The 18820-nt window shown below is 68.5% G+C and carries 12 protein-coding genes; 1 reads left to right on the forward strand and 11 read right to left on the reverse strand.

The features are described 5' to 3' along the window. Positions 1-28: 28 nt before the first annotated feature. The 9 genes from infB to H629_RS0106360 all read right to left on the reverse strand — a co-directional run bounded on the left by infB (position 29) and on the right by H629_RS0106360 (position 14583). Positions 29-2737, reverse strand: coding sequence for a translation initiation factor IF-2 (gene infB / locus H629_RS0106330; RefSeq protein WP_024356454.1), 2709 nt, complete (start codon positions 2735-2737; stop codon positions 29-31). Positions 2738-2811: 74 nt separating this feature from the next. Beyond that, a complete protein-coding gene (locus H629_RS14770; protein ID WP_240471063.1) occupies positions 2812-3087 on the reverse strand; it encodes a YlxR family protein in 276 nt (91 codons plus the stop codon). Between the two features lie 294 nt (positions 3088-3381). Next, on the reverse strand, positions 3382-4377 hold the full coding sequence (nusA, locus tag H629_RS0106335; RefSeq protein ID WP_024356455.1) for a transcription termination factor NusA: 996 nt from the start codon (positions 4375-4377) through the stop codon (positions 3382-3384). Between the two features lie 121 nt (positions 4378-4498). Further along, a complete protein-coding gene (locus H629_RS0106340; protein WP_024356456.1) occupies positions 4499-9214 on the reverse strand; it encodes an FtsK/SpoIIIE domain-containing protein in 4716 nt (1571 codons plus the stop codon). A gap of 35 nt (positions 9215-9249) precedes the next feature. Then, positions 9250-9972, reverse strand: coding sequence for a hypothetical protein (locus H629_RS0106345; protein ID WP_024356457.1), 723 nt, complete (start codon positions 9970-9972; stop codon positions 9250-9252). Next, positions 9969-11921, reverse strand: coding sequence for an alpha/beta hydrolase (locus tag H629_RS14975; protein WP_084705355.1), 1953 nt, complete (start codon positions 11919-11921; stop codon positions 9969-9971). The genes H629_RS0106345 and H629_RS14975 overlap by 4 nt, the downstream gene beginning before the upstream one ends. Then, positions 11918-12223 carry a hypothetical protein gene (locus tag H629_RS15130; RefSeq protein ID WP_152485654.1) on the reverse strand — a complete coding sequence of 102 codons (306 nt, stop codon included), beginning with the start codon at positions 12221-12223 and terminating at the stop codon, positions 11918-11920. The genes H629_RS14975 and H629_RS15130 overlap by 4 nt, the downstream gene beginning before the upstream one ends. A gap of 40 nt (positions 12224-12263) precedes the next feature. Beyond that, entirely contained in the window at positions 12264-12557 is a 294-nt protein-coding gene (locus tag H629_RS0106355) for a WXG100 family type VII secretion target (RefSeq protein ID WP_024356459.1), read from the reverse strand. 244 nt (positions 12558-12801) lie between these two features. Beyond that, positions 12802-14583 (reverse strand): proline--tRNA ligase, encoded by a 1782-nt coding sequence (locus H629_RS0106360; protein ID WP_024356460.1) that lies wholly within the window; start codon positions 14581-14583, stop codon positions 12802-12804. A gap of 230 nt (positions 14584-14813) precedes the next feature. Here H629_RS0106360 and H629_RS0106365 point away from each other — a divergent pair, with 230 nt between their 5' ends. Next, positions 14814-16391, forward strand: a complete 1578-nt coding sequence (locus H629_RS0106365; RefSeq protein WP_051137828.1) for a phospholipid carrier-dependent glycosyltransferase — start codon at positions 14814-14816, stop codon at positions 16389-16391. 52 nt (positions 16392-16443) lie between these two features. Here H629_RS0106365 and H629_RS0106370 read toward each other — a convergent pair whose 3' ends face one another. Both H629_RS0106370 and H629_RS0106375 read right to left on the reverse strand, forming a co-directional pair. After that, positions 16444-17145 (reverse strand): LuxR C-terminal-related transcriptional regulator, encoded by a 702-nt coding sequence (locus H629_RS0106370; protein ID WP_024356462.1) that lies wholly within the window; start codon positions 17143-17145, stop codon positions 16444-16446. After that, positions 17142-18710 (reverse strand): ATP-binding protein, encoded by a 1569-nt coding sequence (locus H629_RS0106375; RefSeq protein ID WP_024356463.1) that lies wholly within the window; start codon positions 18708-18710, stop codon positions 17142-17144. The genes H629_RS0106370 and H629_RS0106375 overlap by 4 nt, the downstream gene beginning before the upstream one ends. Between the last annotated feature and the right edge of the window lie 110 nt (positions 18711-18820).

Below are 18820 nucleotides of genomic sequence, written 5' to 3' on the forward strand. Positions count from 1 at the left end.
CCCCGCCCCTGTTCGCGGGAACCGCTCGCTACGCGCGCGGCTTCTCCACCATCTCGGTGGTCTCGATCTCGTCACCCAGCTGGATGTCGTTGTACTTGCCCAGACCGATACCGGCCTCGAAGTCGGTCTTGACCTCGGTGACGTCGTCCTTGAAGCGACGCAGCGACTCGATGGCCAGGCCATCGGCGATCACGACGCCCTCGCGGATGACGCGCGCCTTCGCGTTGCGCGTGATCGTACCGCTGCGCACGATGACACCGGCGATGTTGCCGAACTTCGAGGAGCGGAACACCTCGCGGATCTCGGCCACACCCGACTGGACCTCCTCGTACTCGGGCTTGAGCATGCCCTTGAGCGAGTTCTCGATGTCGTCCAGCGCGTTGTAGATGACGTTGTAGAAGCGGATGTCGATGCCCTCGCGCGCAGCGCGCTCGCGAGCCTTGACGTCCGGCCGCACGTTGAAGCCGATGACGATCGCGTTGTCGATCGTGGCGAGATCCACGTCCGACTCGGTGATCGCGCCGACACCGCGGTGCAGAATGCGCAGCTGCACCGACTCGTCGACCTCGATCTTCATGAGCGACTCCTCGAGCGCCTCCACGGCACCCGACACGTCACCCTTGATGATGAGGTTGAGCGACTCGACCTTGCCGTCCTCGAGGGCCTTCGTGAAGTCCTCGAGGCTGATGCGCTTGCGAGCCTTCGCGAGCTGGGCGTTGCGCTCGGCAGCCTCACGCTTCTCAGCGATCTGGCGGGCCGTGCGGTCCTCGGAGGTGACGATGAAGTTGTCGCCGGCGCGCGGAACGCTCGACAGACCCTGCACCTGCACCGGACGCGAGGGCAGCGCCTCGAGCACGGGATCGCCGTTCTCGTCGCTCATCGCACGCACGCGGCCGTAGGCGGTACCCGCCACGATCGCGTCGCCGACGCGCAGCGTACCCGACTGGATGAGCACGGTCGCGACAGATCCGCGGCCCTTGTCGAGCTTCGCCTCGATCGCGACACCTCGCGCGTCCTTGTCGGGGTTCGCGCGCAGGTCGAGACCCGCATCCGCGGTGAGCAGCACGGCGTCGAGCAGATCGGTGATGCCGATGTTGTTCTTCGCCGACACGTCGACGAACATGACGTCGCCGCCCCACTCCTCGGACACGAGACCGAACTCGGTGAGCTGCTGGCGCACCTTCTCGGGGTTCGCGCCCTCCTTGTCGATCTTGTTGACCGCGACCACGATCGGCACGTTCGCCGACTGGGCGTGGTTCAGCGCCTCGATCGTCTGGGGCATGATGCCGTCATCGGCGGCGACCACGAGGATCGCGATGTCGGTGACCTGCGCACCACGGGCACGCATTGCGGTGAACGCCTCGTGACCCGGGGTATCGATGAAGGTGAGCGCGCGATCCACGCCGTCGTGCACGGTGTGCACCTGGTAGGCGCCGATGTGCTGCGTGATGCCGCCGGCCTCGCCGCCGCCCACGTCCGCCTTGCGGATCGCGTCGAGCAGTCGGGTCTTACCGTGATCGACGTGGCCCATGACGGTGACCACGGGGGGCCGCGGCTGCAGCACCTCGTCGCCCTCGTCTTCGAGCTCGCCCTCGATATCGATGTCGAAGCCCTCGAGCAGCTCGCGGTCCTCGTCCTCGGGCGAGACGATCTGGATCTTGTAGCCCAGCTCGTCGCCCAGGATCTCGAAGGTCGCCTCGTCGAGCGACTCCGTCGCCGTCGCCATCTCACCGAGGTGGAACAGGATCGTCACGAGGTTCGACGCGCTCGTATCGATCTTGTCGGCGAAGTCGGAGAGCGATGCGCCGCGACGCAGACGGATCGGCGTGTTGCCGTCGCCGCGAGGAACCTGCACGCCGCCGATCGACGGCGCCTGCCGCATCTCGAACTCTTGCCGCTTCGCCCGCTTCGACTTGCGCGCCTTGCTCTTGGAGCCGCCACGGCCGAACGCGCCGGCAGTGCCGGCACCACGACCACCACGACCGCGACCTGCGAAGCCGCCGCCGGGACGAGGCCCGCCGAAACCGGTGCCGGTGCCGGGACCGGTGCCACCGCCGCCGGGACGGTTGAAGCCGCCTCCGCCGCCCGGGCGTCCGCCGCCCGGGCGACCCGCGCCGCCGGGACGGCCGGCACCCGCGCCGGCGCCCTGCGGGCGAGGTGCGGGGCGGGGGATGTTCCCGGGGTTCGGGCGGCCAGCGCCGCCGCGGTTCATGCCCTGGTTGGGCGAGAAGGGGTTGTTGCCCGGACGGGGCGGACGGGGAATGCCCATGCCCTGGCTCGAGGCGAACGGGTTGTTGCCGGGGCGCGGGCCCGCAGGCTTCGGGCCGGGCTTGGCGCCCGACTGCGACGCAGCCGCCGGCTTCGCGCCGGGCTTCGGTCCTGCCGCCGACTTCGGTGCGGCCGCGGGCGTCGAGGCCTCATCGGCCTTCGGGGTCGCGGGCTTCTTCGGGGCCTCGGCTGCGGGAGCCTCGGGCTCCTCGACGGCCTTCGGCGCCGGCTTCGGGCCGGGCTTCGGCGCGGCGGGCTTCTTGGCCGCCGGCTTCGCCTCGGCCGGGGCGCCGTCCTTCTTGGTCACGCCATCCGCCTCGAGGGCGGCCTTGACCTTGCGCGCCACCGGGGGCGCGATTGCGGACGAGGGCGCCTTGACGAACTCGCCCATCTCCTTGAGCTTTGCAAGGACGACCTTGCTGTCGACACCGATCTCAGTAGCGATCTCGTGTACGCGTGGGTTTGCCACTTTTCTCCTGTCTGGGTTCACGCCAGACAGGCGAGAACCTTGGTTATCGGACGGGCCTCATTGTGAGCCGCTCATTAGTTGTCCATGAGTGTTTTCAGCCTGTTCTCTAAAGGGCCGGCGTCGGGCTTCCCCGACACCTTCAATGCACGCGGAAAAACTCCGCGCGACACTGCTCGATCCAGACACCGCGCCGTGGGATGCACCCAGGCGCCCCGCCCCGGAAGCACCGCCCGATCATCGGCAATCAGCCGTCCATCTTGCAGCACCACTCGCAGCAGTTCATCACGCAACGCGCGCTTGCGGCACGCGACACAGGTCCGAATCGGATCCATCTTACCAGCTTCCTCCACGACGCATCCTCCCGGGCGTTCGCCCGGCGTCCGCTCACAGCGATCCCGGGCGTCGTCTCAGGCGGTGGATCACAGTTCAGGCGGAGGTTTCTCGTGCGATTCCTCCGCCTGAACTGTGATCCACTGCCCGAGCGGATCACCGCCGGGGCCTGAGTGTCAGTCGTTCATGATCGAATCGGGCTGGATGTCAGTATTTGCAGCGCTCGCTGCCGCTCGCGAACCGGAGCACGAGATCGCTGGCGCGATCTCTCTGAGCGCTCCGGCGCAAAGATCGAAACACCCAGCCCGATCATCTCAGTCGTTCATGATCGAATCGGGCTGGATGTCGATCTTCGCGCCCGTCAGCTTCGCAGCGAGGCGGGCGTTCTGGCCCTCCTTGCCGATCGCGAGCGACAGCTGGAAGTCGGGCACGAGCGCGCGCACCTGCTTCAGCGACTCGTTCAGCATGAACACGTCGGTCACCTTGGCGGGCGAGAGCGCGTTCGCGACGAACGCCGGCAGCTGGGACGAGTAGTCGACGATGTCGATCTTCTCCTCCCCCAGCTCGCTCATCACGGCGCGCACGCGGCTGCCCATCTCACCGATGCAGGTGCCCTTGGCGTTGATGCCGGGCTGCTTCGCGCGAACGGCGACCTTCGTGCGGTGTCCCGCCTCGCGGGCGAGCGACACGATCTCGACGATGCCCTCGGCGAGCTCGGGCACCTCCCGTTCGAACAGCTTGCGCACGAGGCCGGGGTGAGTGCGCGACACGATCACCTGCGGGCCCTTCAGGCCCTTCGAGACGCTCGTGACGTAGACGCGGATGCGGGCGCCGTGCGGGTACTTCTCGCCCGGCACCTGCTCCTCGGGAGGCAGAATCGCCTCGAGGTCGCCCAGGTCGACGTGCACCATGCGAGGGTTCGGGCCCTGCTGCACGACGCCGGAGATGATCTGGCCTTCCTTGTCCTTGAAGGCGCCGAGCACGGCGTCGTCGGTGAGGTCGCGCAGGCGCTGGTTGATGACCTGCTTCGCAGCGCTCGAGGCGACACGGCCGAACTCGTCGGTGGTGACGTAGGCCTCGCCGATGACCTCGCCCTGATCGTCGACCTCGGGCACGAGCACCGAGATCTCGCCGCTCTTGCGGTCGAGCGTCACGCGGACCTCGTCTTCCTTGGGAACCGGGATGCTCTGGTTCTCCGCGTGGCGCAGGTAGGCGGACTGGATCGCCTGCTCGATGATCTCGACGAGCTCGTCGAAGGGAATCTCCTTCTCGCGCTCGATCTGTCGCAGTGTGACGAGTTCGATCTTCACGGCGCCTCCTTGAGTTATTGAAATGTCTATTCAGCTATCGATCCGGCATCGGATCAAACCAGCATTCTAGCCCACCTGTCTCCGCAGCGGATCGGGGACGCAGCCCGCTCCAGGATCTCGCTCAGACCGGCATGGCTTCTCTGAGCGCCGCGGGATCCGGGAGCGCGACGTGCACCGGGATCGCCCTCCCGTTCTCGACGGCGAAACCGCGACCGGGCGGGAAGTCTGCTCGCCGCACCCGGCCGAGATCCTCGCGGAACGGGCTCTGGGACTCGTGCTGGTCCGGCTGCAACGACAGTCCCCACTTCGGTTGCTTGAGCGCCTGGTAGAGATCCCAGATGGCGCTCGCCGTGCCGGTCTCGAACTCGCAGAGCACGAGCACCCCGGCCCGGCGCGCGGCCTTGACGAGGGCGACGAGCTGCGGCAGGGCAGCGGTCCCCTCGGCCTCGGCGGGACGCTCGATGACGATCACTCCGCGGGCACCGGTTGCAGCAGGGAAGGCCGCACGCCCGGACCCCGATTCCAGCTCTGGGCTTCCGCCGCCTCCGGCTGCGCCACCGAGTCCGGCAGCTCCGAGACCGGCACCCACGAGTCCGGAACCCACGAGGCCGCCGCCGAGGCTGGAACCGATGAGGCCGCCGCCGATGACTCCGCCGCCTCCCAGAGCTGAACCTCGCGCAGGGCTCTGTCCGCCGAGTGCGACCACGAGCTCGGCGGCGACCCGCTCGACATCCGCTGCACCGCAGGCGACCCTACTCCAGTTCCGACTGGCCCCGATTCCGTTCTCGTCGAAGCTGAGCAGCACCGTCTCAAGGGGTTCGCCGCGTTCGGCCGCAGCCCGCTCGACGGCGGTCACGCAGCACAGTGCCGCCTGGGAGAGCCCGGCGCCGCTGGGGCCGGCGATCACTCCGAGACCGGCGGGCGGCAGGACGACGGGCTCAAAGCTGCGCACGTCGATCCCGAAGACAGGCCGACCGGCGATTGTCGCCGGCAGCTCGGAGAGTGGCTGCAGCTCGGGCGCGTTCACGATGCGCGGGGCGGCATCGATGCGCCGGTGGCTCAGTTCGGCGGCGAGCGCCTCGATCGCCGCGGACTGCTCGGTGAGGTCGGCGCCTCCGGCGACCGCGAACTGGATTTCGCGGTCGTCACCCGCGAGGACCGCACGCCCGGGCGGCGCGGCTTCGAGCGCATCGGCCGGCACACCGAGGGAGCCGTAGTCGTGCGGGTTGGCGAGTCTGAGCACGAACTGCCGTTGCAGGCTCGCGCTCATCGATGCCGGAATCACCGACGGGCGGTCTCCGGTGAGTACGACGTGCACGCCGACCGCCCGTCCGCGCATCATGATCTCGCTGAGCAGCTGGAACGGGGGCTCCGCGCCTCCCAGCGTTTCCGTGGCCTGCCGGAAGGCGGCGAAGCCGTCGACGAGCAGGAACACGCGGGGCTCTTGTCTGTTCGGCTCCGCGACGCGGTAGGCGGCGAGCCCGCCGGCCCGCACCGAGGCGTAGCGGGGGCCGCGCTCTTCGACCAGTTCCCCGAGGTGACGGAGCACCCGGTGCATGAGCTCGGCGTCGGCGAGCGGGGCGACGGCACCGACGGTCGGCAGCGAGCTGATCGTCCCCAGCGCGCCTCCTGCGCCGTCGATGCCGTAGATCTGCACGGGATCCCGGTCGGCCGCAGCACTCAGAGCGGCGACGAGGGTGACGAGTGCGCTGGTCTTTCCCGTGCCGCCCGCCCCGATGATGGAGACGTTGCCGGCTTCCTCGAAGTCGATGCGCACCGGGTGCTGCGCTTGCGCGGCCGGGTCGTCGCGCAGGCCGATGGGGCCGGTCGAACCGTCGGCGATCCGCTGCTCCACGCTCTCGAGGGTGAGCAACGGCGGCAGCTCGTCGAGCCACGGTCGGCGCGGCGGAGTCACCGAGAGTGCGCGCGCGGCCTCGACGATGCCGTCGCGCAGCCGTTCGATGTCGCGGGGCTGGCGGCCACCGCGGCTCGGGGGCCGCAGCTCGGAGGGGATGTTCCACGGCTCGCCCTCGACGAAACCGAGGGATCGCACTTCGATGTCGGCGGCACGATGCTCTACCGAGGGCCGCCCGCCGAGGTACCCGGTCTGGAAGTGGGCGATCCGGCCCGGCCCCACTTTGATCGCTCCGCGCCCCGGCGTCTCCGCGGCGAACAGCGCGGCGTCCTTCACCCCGATCACGTCGGCGCTGTCGGATTCATCGGCCATGCGCAGCGCGACCCGCAGGTTCGTGTTGGCCCGCAGATTGTCGGTGATGACGCCCGCTGGACGCTGCGTCGCCATCACCAGGTGGAGGCCGAGAGACCGACCGCGCTGGGCGACGTCGATGACACCGTCGACGAACTCGGGCACGTCACTCGCGAGGGCAGCGAACTCGTCGATCGCGATGATCAGCACGGGCGGAGCCCCGACTGCTGAACGCCGCTCCATGGAAATGAGATCTTTCGCCCCGTGGGCGGCGAGCAGTTCCTCGCGGTAGCGCAGCTCGGCGCGCAGCGAGGCGAGGGCGCGGCGCACGAGGTGCGGGCTGAGATCGGTGACGAGTCCCACGGCGTGCGGCAGATCCACGCACTCGGCGAACGCGGCACCGCCCTTGTAGTCCACGAGCAGGAAGGTAAGCCTGTCGGGGCTCAGCTTCGCGGCCATGCTCATGATCCAGCTCTGCAGGAACTCCGACTTGCCGGCACCGGTGGTACCTCCGACGAGAGCGTGCGGGCCGTGCGTGCGCAGGTCGAGGACCGCGGGGCCGTCGGGCCCCTGCCCCACGACGGCGGCGAGCGAGATCGGTTCGCGATCCCGCCCCTGCTGCCACTCAGAGACGAGGGAGCCGGTGTCGGCCCAGGTCTGAGCGATAGGCGCCGCGCCGCCGAGCAGGTCGGTGGTGTGCAGCTCTCGCAGGTTCACAGCACGCGGCAGGTCGCTCTCGTCGAGCACGCGCGCGGCGGTGTCCTCGACGGGGGCGAGCCGCCGAGCGAGATCGTAGGCCCGCGGCGATTCGACGTGCTCGTGCCGCGATAGGGGCACGATGCTGGCCGAACGCACGAAGTGCACGCGACCCTCACCGCTGCCGACTTCGACGAAGGTGCGGCAGGCAGCGGGCAGGGACGCGCGGTCGCCGGCCACCCAGATCAGGTGCACGCCGTGATCCGGCCCGGTCTCCGCGAGTTCGATGAGGCGAGCAGGATCGACCAGCCCGTCTGCGAGCACCAGCACGACGATGGCGGGCAGTAGGGGTAGCTCGGAGACTGCTTCGCCCTGCGCCTCGTCGTTGCGGGTGCGCGCGTCGAGGTGGGAGCGGACGACGGTGCGCGCACCGCGGGCGGCTTTCCGGGCTTCGAGCACGCCCTCGATCGCGGTGATCAGCCGGACCGAACTCGCCTCCGAGTCGGCGATCTGCCAGCCCGGGATGGGACTCGCGACCGGGTCGACGTGGGGCAACCACTTCAGCCACCCCCAGGTCTCATCGTGCTCCGCACCGGCGAAACACGCGAGCACGAGCTCGTGGGGCGAGTGCAGTCCGACCAGTTGCAGCACCAGCGACGCTGCTGCACCCTCGGCCCAGTACCGCTCGCCCGCCACGCCGAGCGAACCGCAACGATCGAGCCGCTCGATCACCGGCACCGGAGCGACGTGCGCGAACTCCTCGGCGAGCTGCCGCACCCGATCCCACTGCTTGCGCGGAGCTTCGCCCCGTTCGGGCAACTCGATTTCTGTGCGGCTGGGAAGGGTGCCGTCCCCGAACCTGACTTCGAGGAAGGATCGGTGCTCCGGACGCCGCGTCCAGAGCAGTTCGTCGCGCTGCTCGATCGCGACGCGAACCTCCTCGGTAGTGGGGGTCTCGGCGGCGCGCACTCTGATCTCCTGCTCGCGCAGAGCGACGAGCTCGGTCTGTTCTCCGCGCAGCTCGCGCTCGAACCGGCCGGTTTCGCGGATGAGCTTCCGACGCCCGCCGATCCGCCCGTCGATCCACGAACCGATCATCATCACCGGCGAGAACGCGACCATCATGAGACTCATCGGGGACTGCGTGATCGCGTACATCGCACCGCCCATCAGCATGGGGGCGAGCATCGCGAGCATCGGGATCCGCCCGGCCTCGGCGGGGGTGGGCGGTGCCGGCAGGGCTCGTTTCGACACCGGGAAGTGCGGGGAGACCCGCGGGGACCGGGTGTGCGCCACGCGATGAGACAGAGACGGGGCACCGTGGGATGGCGGCCCCGGCGTGATACGGAGATCGACCGCGCCGAGACGCAGCGTCGTCGGCCCGGTGACGCGGTGCACGGGCTGTTGCTCGTCGGCGACGAGCACGCCATTGGCCGAGCCGAGGTCTCGCACGGCGATGGCACCGTCGGGGTCGATGCGCACTTCCGCGTGGCGGCGGGACACGCTCGGATCGAGCAGCTCGATTCGGCAGTTCTGGTCGCGTCCGATGAGGTTGCTGCCCGCGATCAGGCTGAAGTGCACGCCTCGCTGTCCACCGTTCAACACTTCGAGGGACGCTGCGGTCTCGATGAGGCGTTGGGCCGGGCCGAGGAATCCGAATTCGGGGACCGGCTGGACCAGTTGGCCGGATTGCAGGCCGGAGACCGCCACGGGGGTGGCAGGGTCGAGCAGCAGTGCACGCGCGTCGCCGCGACCGGCGCGCAGGGTCAGCGGCGCCAGTCTGCGGTTCGCGATCTCAACGAATCGCGGATCGGAGCCGAGTCCGGCACGGATGAGGGCCCGCGCGACGTCGGCCACCGTCGCCGTGATATCGCACGACAGCGTGACGTCGCACTCGCCGCCACGCGGCAGCACGACCGACACCTTCAGTTTCATGACTCACACCTCTCCGGCTCGCGCGCTACCGATCGCTATCGGTTCTGCTTCGGCGGATTCACTACGGGGTCGTCCCAGGCGGGGAACGGCACCCGGACCCCGGGGACCGTGAGTTCGTCGTCAAAAGCCTCATCGGGCGTGCGCTTGACGATTTCAGCTGTAAGCACGCTGTCACTCCCCCAGAACGGACCGGCGGACACGCTCATCACGTACCACCCGTTCGCCTGCACGCGATACTCCAGCCAGTACCCGTCCCCCGCATCCGCATACACCTCGTGGTGAAACTCAGCCACATCGTTGATCTGGTATTCCCAGCCCCGAGCGTCGAAGTACGTGAGAATCGGATCAAGGTCGGCCCGATCCCCCACCGCTCCCGGAAGCTCAATCGCACGATCAGCTCCTAAGTAGTAAGAACCCTCACCTCCCGCTCCTGGCAGCGCGCCTCCCGGAGCGAACAACCCGTTCGATGGGGCCATGCCCCTGGTGAGGTACTTCCATCCATCCGCGCTCACTTGCTTCTGCGCCTCAGCCAAGAGATCCTGCAACAGGTCATACCGCTCGCCCAGCAAGGCGAACTGCTCCCCGAGTGGCATCCGTTCCATTTCAGACCGGGTGAGCCCAGCCGCATCTCGCACATCGCTCTTCAGCATCACGCCGACCTCTCCGTTTTCTCTCTCGGCACGTACGCATCCCGACACAGCCACCAAACACAACAGCACCAGGGCCACCGCGAATACTCGAGCCATTTTCGACCTCATGTGCTACTCCTTAACTTCCCTGTCGCAAGAATCGATGCGATTTCTCTCACCGAGCTTGTCCCGGGCGACAGATACCCGACCTTGTCGCTCGGCGCACCGTTTTCATCGATCTCCGGCACGAACATGTCATGCACGTTGGTTTCTTTCTCGCCTTTGCCCCCCTCAGCCGAGAGCTCAACGGCCCCGATCTGCCGCGGATCGATCCGATCGCTCAGGTAGAAGTCCGTTCCTTCCTGAGCCTTAATCGGCACCTGCGCTAGCGAGTCTTTCCTTGCTTGCGTTGCATACAGACGCCCCGTGTCTTTGATCCCGTGTCTCAGATCTTCATAGGTGGTGTCGGCCGCGAACCCGGCGGATCCGTAGGTCACGACGTTGTCGACCTTGAAGTTCAGCGAGCCGTGCTGCAGCGCCTCCGCAATCGCGGTTGAACCGTAAGAGTGAGCGAACACCGCGAGCTGTTCGAGTGGAGGGTATCTCGTGCCACGGCTTGCCTGAATACCATCGAGAAAGCTCGCGATATTCTCCGCGGCCCCGGTCGCGCGCATCATCGACCCCACACCCCAGAGCGAGGGCGCTCGGTATCCGATCACCATCACTACCGCATACGATCCGCCCGGAAACCCCCTTTGCGCTTCCTTGAAAATCTCCGCAACGCCGTCCACTCCGTTGCCGATTCCGGCGACGCTCGAACCCATGCCCGCATAGTTCACCCCTACATGAGATGCACGATCGAGGTTGCCGAGCGAGATCCCAGCGGTCAGGGCACCATCGTGAACGCCCAGATTCACCAACTGGATCTTCGTTGCTTTGGGGAGCTCGCCTCCTACTCTCCCTTCAGCGTCGATGAGCGCCTTGTTCAACCCATCGATGTGTCGCATGAACTCCGTGAGAGCAAGCGGATCGCCGGGTCGCGAGCCGTACACGCGCTCGTATCCCGCAGCAGGATCAGTCAGAGCACGCTCGAGCACGGCGCGCCCCGCAATGTCCTGCACACACGCCGGAATTCCGTTCGTCCGAGCCAGCACTGCGAGCACTTCGAGAGGGAGGCACTGCACGTCACCTTTTCCGTACCGCCCCGACTCGCGGATGGACTTCCACGCTGCAGCGACTTCAGCCTCTGAAAGTGCACCAGAGAGAATTCTTTGCAGATTCGAATCTTCAGCGAAGTTCTGCGGCTGCGCTGCTCCGCCGAGAACGGCGGTGAATATGCCTGATTGGACGGCACCGCCGGAGAAGCGAATCAGCTCGCCGAGATCCGTAAGATCCAATGCGTTCACGAGTGCGTACTCGGCAGCCCTGCGGTCTTCGACCAAAGCTCGCCACATGCGTTGCTCTGCTGAGATTCGTTCCAGCGCGCCCACCCATACCTGAGCCGCACTGACCCAGTCTGTCTCGGCCTGAGCCCGCGCCGCACGCCTCACCGCCCGTCGCATTGCGGCCGCAGGATCGCCCGACTCGGATCCGTCATACCTCGACCCAACAGGACCTACAGGCGGGCACAAACTCGGAGGTGCGTGCCAAACATCGGGCACGCAGCAGGAGCCCACCCCCAGAACGGCACATGCGGCTTCGAGTCGATGTGACGCCGCGATGATCAAGTGAAGATCAGACTCCACCGTCGCAACGACCGCGCGTGCCGCACGGTGAATTCCCTCGATCTCGGAACCGTAGGTTGCAAAAGCCTGCGCACCTGCAGCCACCGAATGCGTGAATGCGCGAGCGGCGGGCACCACCCGGCCGTCGAGCCGAGTTCGCAGCGTCGTGAGGCTCACTCCCTGCATCGCACCAAGAGTTCCCGAGGCCTGCACCGCGTGCCCAACCATGTCTTCGACCTGACGCACGACGCCGCGTAGGACGTGGGCGGCCTGCGCTGCATCGTCCGGCGTCCCTACAATGGGCGACCGTTCTTGCAGCACCCCGCCCTCGATCACGGGGAAGATTACAGTCATGTCGAGGCCGCCACGGTATCGCCAAAACTCACGCTTTGCGCAAGATGCGTATCGGTCTGCTTCGCAGCATCAGCGATCGTGACCACCGAGTTGCGGGAGCAAGCCAGTGAGGCTGAGAGCTCTGCCATGCCATTCGCGACCGTCTGAATGAATGCGTCGATACGACCGGTCACACCCTCGTAGGTGGCGGCACCACGCATCGGCAATGCCAGCACATCACTCGCGGCAACCGCACCGGTTGCACGTCGCAGCCAGGACGCTGCTGCGTCCAGCTCCGCGGTAGACAACTTCACATCGGGCACCACGCACCCCTCCCCTCTACCGAACCCCGCCCCGACTGCGCTAGTTGATCCGCGCCGCGATCTGCGCGTCCATGTCGCGCATCGCGTTCGCGGTCTGGGTGAGGAAGCTCTGGATCTCGGTGAGCTTTTCGATCACGGTGTTCGCGCTCGCCGTGTACTGGTTGTAGGCGTCGTTGAACTTCACCGATGCCTGATCGGTGACGAAGCCCGACGACACGAGTGCGGCGATCTGCTGCTGCAGCACCTGCAGCTTCTGGGTGATCTCGTCGCGCCCGACTCCCAGCTGAGTCGCCGACTGCTCGATCTCCGCGTAGGAGACACTGATGTTCGCCATAGTGGTTCCAATCGCTCGGGCCGGCGAGGGAGCCTCGTCGGCCTGGATGAGTTATCGATGCGTATCGATACACGCCACCTTAGTGAAGCTATGGATTTTATAAGCAAAGTTTGAGCAAATCTGTGGATAACCCGTCACGATCGGTCGCCTGGCCCGGTTGTGAGCGGAGCGCTACACGCACGAGGCCCCGGATCGCAATGCGATCCGGGGCCTCGGACTTCGCGCGATCCCGCGCCGGCGACGGCTACTGCGAAGCCGTGAAGAGCGCAGGAACCTCACTCAGCGCCACCCGCTCCTTCGTGCCCGACTCGCGATCCCACACCTCGGCGAAGCCCTCCGCGGCGTCGCGGCCCACGACCACGACACGCGGCACGCCCAGCAGCTCGGCATCGCCGAACTTCACACCGGGAGAGACCTTGGGGCGATCATCGAACAGCACGTCGACGCCAGCCGACTCGAGGTCCGACGCGAGCGACGAGGCGATGTCGTACACAGCGGCGTCCTTGCCGGTCGCCACGAGGTGCACGTCGAACGGCGCCACTGCGGCCGGCCAGATCAGGCCGCGGTCGTCATGGTGCAGCTCGGCGAGGATCGCCATGATGCGGGTCACGCCGATGCCGTACGAGCCCATCGTCACAGTCACGAGCTTGCCGTTCTCGTCGAGCACCTTGAGGCCCAGTGCCTCGGCGTACTTACGGCCGAGCTGGAAGACGTGGCCGATCTCCATCCCGCGGGCGGTCTCGATGGGTCCCGATCCGTCGGGAGCCGGGTCGCCATCGCGCACCGTGGCGATGTCGGCGACGCCGTCCGCGGCGAAGTCGCGCCCGGCGACGAGGTACGCGACGTGCTTCTCGTGCTCGTTCGCACCGGTCACCCAGGGGGTGCCGTCGATGACCCGCGGATCGAGCAGGAAGCGGATCCCGCTCGAACCCTCGAGCCCGAGCACGGCCTCGCCGTTCAGATTGGGACCGATGTACCCCTTCACGAGCGCGGGGTGCTTCTCGAAGTCCGCGGCGGTGGCGGGCTCGACCTCGCAACCCGGGAACGCCACCTCGACCCGCTTCATGTCGGCGTCGCGATCGCCCGGCACACCGATCACCACGAGCGAGCGTTCGCCCTCGAGATCGGTCACCGCGAAGACGAGGCACTTGAGCGTGTCGGCGGCATCCCAGTCACGGCCATCCTCGCGCGGCAGCACCGCATTGGTGTGGGCCACGAGGGTGTCGATCGTGGGGGTGTCGGGCGAGTCGAACACGATCGGCTGGGGCAGGCCCGCGATCACCTCGGCGGGCACGGGGTCGGGCACCGGCGTCTCATAGGCCTCGACGTTCGCGGCGTAGCCGCCCGCCGAGCGGACGAAGGTGTCCTCGCCGATCGCGGTCGGCAGCAGGAACTCCTCGCTGCGCGATCCGCCCATCGCACCGGCGTCGGCAGACACGATCACATACTCCAGGCCGAGGCGCGCGAAGATGCGCTCGTAAGCGTCGCGCTGCCGCTGGTAGCTCGCGGCAAGCCCCTCGTCGGAGACGTCGAAGGAGTAGGCGTCCTTCATGGTGAACTCGCGCCCGCGCAGCAGTCCGGCGCGAGGACGGGCCTCATCGCGGTACTTATCCTGGATCTGGTACAGCGACAGCGGCAGATCCTTGTACGACGAGACGATGTCCTTCACCATGAGTGTGAAGGCTTCCTCGTGCGTGGGCGCGAGCAGGTAGTCGGCGCCGTGCCGATCCTGCAGCCGGAAGAGGGCATCGCCGTACTCTTCCCAGCGCCCCGTGGCCTCGTAGGGCTCGCGCGGCAGCATCGCAGGGAAATGCACCTCGTGGGCACCCGCGACGGCCATCTCCTCGCGGATGATCTGCTCGATCTTGCCCTTCACGCGCAGCCCCAGCGGCAGCCACCCGAACACGCCCGGCGCCTGTCGGCGGATGTAGCCCGCGCGCACCAGCAGCTTGTGGCTGGCCACCTCGGCGTCGGCGGGATCCTCACGGAGGGTCTTCAGGAAGTAGTTGCTGAGCCGCGTAATCACCCCACCATCGTAGCCCTCGCGAGCAGTCGATCCCCTCGTTTCTCTCTCTTCATGCGGTGGATCGCAGCTGAAACGGATGATTTCGCACACTTCGATCCGTCTGAGCTGCGATCCACCGCCTGAGCTGCGATCCACCGCCTGAGCTGCATATCGGCCAGGCGGCACCCACGCGGGCGGGCATGCAGTCGCCCACGCGGGCGGGCGGCGTCCGGCGGCCCTAGTCTGGGGGCATGAGGGGAATGCGCTGGCTGCGGTGGATCTCGCCTGTGCTGGTGCTCGGGATCGCAGCCGCGCTCCGATTCTGGGCGCTGGGGCGACCCGGGGTGCTCGTGTTCGACGAGCTCTACTACGTGCGCGACGCGATCAGCCAACTCGCGCACGGCTTCCCGACGATGTGGCCGGACGACGACCCCTCGATGTCCGCGGGGCGCGCGAACGGGTTCACCGATGCTCCGTCGAACGCGGTGCACCCGCCGCTCGGCAAGTGGCTGATCGGTCTCGGGATCCTGGCCTTCGGCCCGGACAACGGCTGGGGGTGGCGCAGTGCGGTCGCGCTGGCAGGGGTGGCGACGGTGGGGGTCGTGATGCTGCTCGGCTGGCTGCTCTCGCGCAATCTCATGGTCGCATGGCTGGCGGGGCTGCTGCTCGCGATCGACGGGGTGCACGTGGTGCTCACACGGGTGGGGCTACTCGACGGGTTTCTCACACTGTTCATCGCACTGGGAGCGTTGTTCGTCTGGATGGACATCGAGTGGACGTCGCGACGGGCTGAGGCCCGCTTGCGACCGGCCCAGCGTCGAGACTCTGCCGGGGCGGCGGGACCACCCCGGTGGACCGGGCCGATCCTCCTCTGGCGACCCTGGCTCATCGCCGCCGGTCTCACCTTCGGCGCTGCCGCAGCGGTGAAGTGGTCGGGGCTCTACCCGCTCGCGTTCTTCCTCGTCTTCGTGACGGTGCGGGATCTGCTCGTGCGGCTGCGCCGCGGCGAGCGCGGCGCTCTTCGGCGCTCGATGCTGCAGGCCGGGGTGTCTGCGGTGCTGGCACTGCCCGCGGCAGCCCTCGCGTATCTCGCGAGCTGGGCGGGCTGGATCCTGCGCCCCGGAGGGTGGGCGCGCACACCTGGCACGCCGTGGCCCGCGGACCTCATCGACTACCACGCCGAGATGCTGGCGTGGCACAGCACCTTGACCGCACCGCACCCCTACCAGTCGCATCCGCTGAGCTGGCCGCTCGCGCTCGTGCCGACCGCGATGTACGAGGTGCGCTGGACCGAGGGCTGCGTCTGGCGCGAGTGCGTCTCGGGCATCTCGCCGCTGCCGAACCCGCTCGTAACCTGGGGCGGTGCTGCGGCGCTGATCGTGCTCGGCTGGCTGGTCGTGCGGCAGCTGCTCCGCGCGCGCGGCAGGGGCGCGATCGCGTCTGGTGCGGCGACGACCGCGAGCCCGCTCCCGGTCGTGGGGGCCTTCGTGCTCACCGGGTTCCTGTCAGGGTGGCTGCCGTGGGTGCTGACATTCTCGCGCTCGGCGGTGTTCCAGTTCTACGCGGTGGTGCTGACGCCGTTCTCGGCGCTGGCGCTGGCTATCCTGCTCGGATTGCTGTGCGGGCTGCCGTTGTATTCGCGTTCGGGCTCGGAGTTCGTGCTTCCGATCGACCGCGACCCGGACGCGCTGCTCGGGCGGCGGATCGCGGTGGCCCTGTTCCTGGTGGTGGCGGCGGTGCTGGCACTCTTCTTCCTGCCGGTCTGGACGGGGATGCCGGTCGCCGGCTGGTTCTGGCAGCTGCACCTGTGGCTGCCCGGGTGGAGCTGAGCGGGGCGGCCGGACTGCCTGCGCACGCGGACTCGGGCCGAGCAGCCGGTGCTCAGAGCAGACGTCGCTGCAGCGCCCAGGCGGTGAGTTCGTGCCGGTTGGAGAGCTGCAGTTTGCGGAGTACCTTCGACACGTGGGTCTCGACGGTCTTCACCGAGAGGAAGAGTTCGGCAGCGACCTCCTTGTAGGCGTACCCTCGGGCGATCATACGCATGACCTCCTGCTCTCGCGCCGAGAGCCTGTCGAGTTCGTCATCGGCCGCGGCCGTCTCGCCGCCTCCCGCACCGAAGGCGTCGAGCACGAACCCGGCGAGCCGCGGCGAGAACACGGCGTCTCCGCCGTGCACGCGCACCGCGGCAGCGGTGACCTCGGAACCGGACGCCGCCTTGGTGAGGTAGCCGCGAGCACCGGCGCGGATCACGCTCACCACATCATCGGCGGCGTCGGAGACGCTGAGCGCGAGGAAGCGCGTGGCACGCAGGGCGGGATCGGCGGCGAGCCGCTGCACCACCTCGGCCCCGCCGCCGCCGCTCCCACCGGGCAGGTGCACGTCGAGCAGTACGACGTCCGGAGCGAGCGCGGCGATGCGTTCGACGGCCTCGTCGACGCTCGCCGCCTCACCCACCACGTCGAGCTGCGGCCCGAGTTCGGCCCGCAGTCCGGTGCGGAAGATCTGGTGATCGTCGACGATCACCACCCGGATCGAGGGGGTCGGCTCCTCGTGCCGGCGGTCGGTCTCGTGCTGATCCGTCATCGTTCGCTCCCTCGGGGGTCGTGTTCGCCGGGCGCGGCCATCGGGCGCTCGACGGAACTGCGCGGCGGTTGTTCGCCCGATCCGGGGGCAGGATCCTCAGCTGAGCCGGGCACGTGCTGCTCACCGGAGCCGGGCGCGGGCTGTGCAGTTATGTCAGCCACAGGCTGCTCGACGGGCATCGCGAGACGTACCGAGGTACCGCCGCCCGGGCCGGGCACGATCCTCGCGGAACCGCCCGCCCGCTCCATGCGGCCGAGGATCGATTCTCGCACTCCCATGCGCCCTTCGGGCAGCCGCTCGGCGTCGAGGCCCGGACCCCGGTCGGTGACGTCGATGGAGACGCGGTGCTTCGCGGCCTCAATGTAAACGGTCACGTCGCCGCCGGCATGACGCGCCGCATTGAGCATCGCCTCGCGCGCGGCCAGCACGATGGCCTCCGGGGCGGCCGCGCTGCCGCCGACGGAGACCACTTCAAAGCGCACGGAGTGGCCGTCTTCGAGCGCCGTCGCGTGCGCCCGCAGATCGGCGTCGACGGCTTCGCGCGGCGGTGGCGGGGCTCCGTCCGCCGAACGGAACAGCCACTCCCGCAGCTCACGTTCCTGGCCCCGGGCGATCCGCGCGACATCGCTGCCCGGCTCGGAACGCTGCTGGATGAGCGCAAGGGTCTGCAGCACGGAGTCGTGCAGATGCGCTGCGATGTCCGAGCGCTCCGCCTCTCGGGCGCGGGCCGCACGCTCCGCGATCAGTTCGCGGTTGATCCGCAGCAACCACGGCGCGATCGCGAGCGCGACCCCCGCGAGCACCGCCAGCGACGCGGCGACCACGGTCCACGCGTTCGGCTCGCGCGAGGTCACGAAGATCATGAGCACGCCGACGGCGACGAGGGCGAGCGCTCCGAGCACGCGCGGCAGCTGATTGCGGTCGGGGCGATCGCGATCTGCGATCTGCCACCAGGTGAGCCCCACGCCGACGAGCACCGCGAGCGCGGGCAGCAGCAGTTCGAGTTCGAGATGCGCCCCCAAGCGGTCGAGCACGAGCCCGACCCCGGCGATCAGCAGACACACCCCGAGGAGCAGCTCGGCGATCGGCCACCGCCGGCGCGGCACGGCCTCGCCCGATGGGCCTGCCGACCCAAGCGGGCTGCCCGGCCCGGCCGAGCCGTCTGACCCGACCGGACCGACGAAGCCCGCCGAGCCTGCCGATCCCGCCGCGCCCGCATGGCCTGAGATGCGCGCCCGAGCTGCCGGGCGTACTGACGCCGCGCCGCCGCCTCGGGCTGCAACGCTCGACACCCCCGCTGGCGCGGTCTGCTCGGACCGGGTGCTGCCCTCGGCGGGCCGGGTGAGCGCGCGGCGCAGCGGCAACACAGCGCCGTCGTCGCCCGAGAGCGGCACCGTGCCCCAGAACCACAGGTAGAGCAGCCCGCCCGCCCCGCCGAAGACGCACGAGCCGAGGATGACCCCGCGCACCACCGCGACCGGCCAGCCGAGGTGCTCGGCGAGGCCCGCGCACACACCGGCGAGGACGCCGGCGTCGCGCGATCGCGTCAGGGGTGGTCGTTGCATGGTCCCATCCAAGCACGGGCCACCGACACCGACGGGATCGGGGTCGAAACCTCAGGGGTCGCTCAGGGTGAACCCCGATGGCACGATGTCGGTGGTCGGCGTCAGACTCG

Source organism: Leucobacter chironomi DSM 19883, assembly GCF_000421845.1.
In the GTDB taxonomy this organism is placed as follows: domain Bacteria; phylum Actinomycetota; class Actinomycetes; order Actinomycetales; family Microbacteriaceae; genus Leucobacter; species Leucobacter chironomi.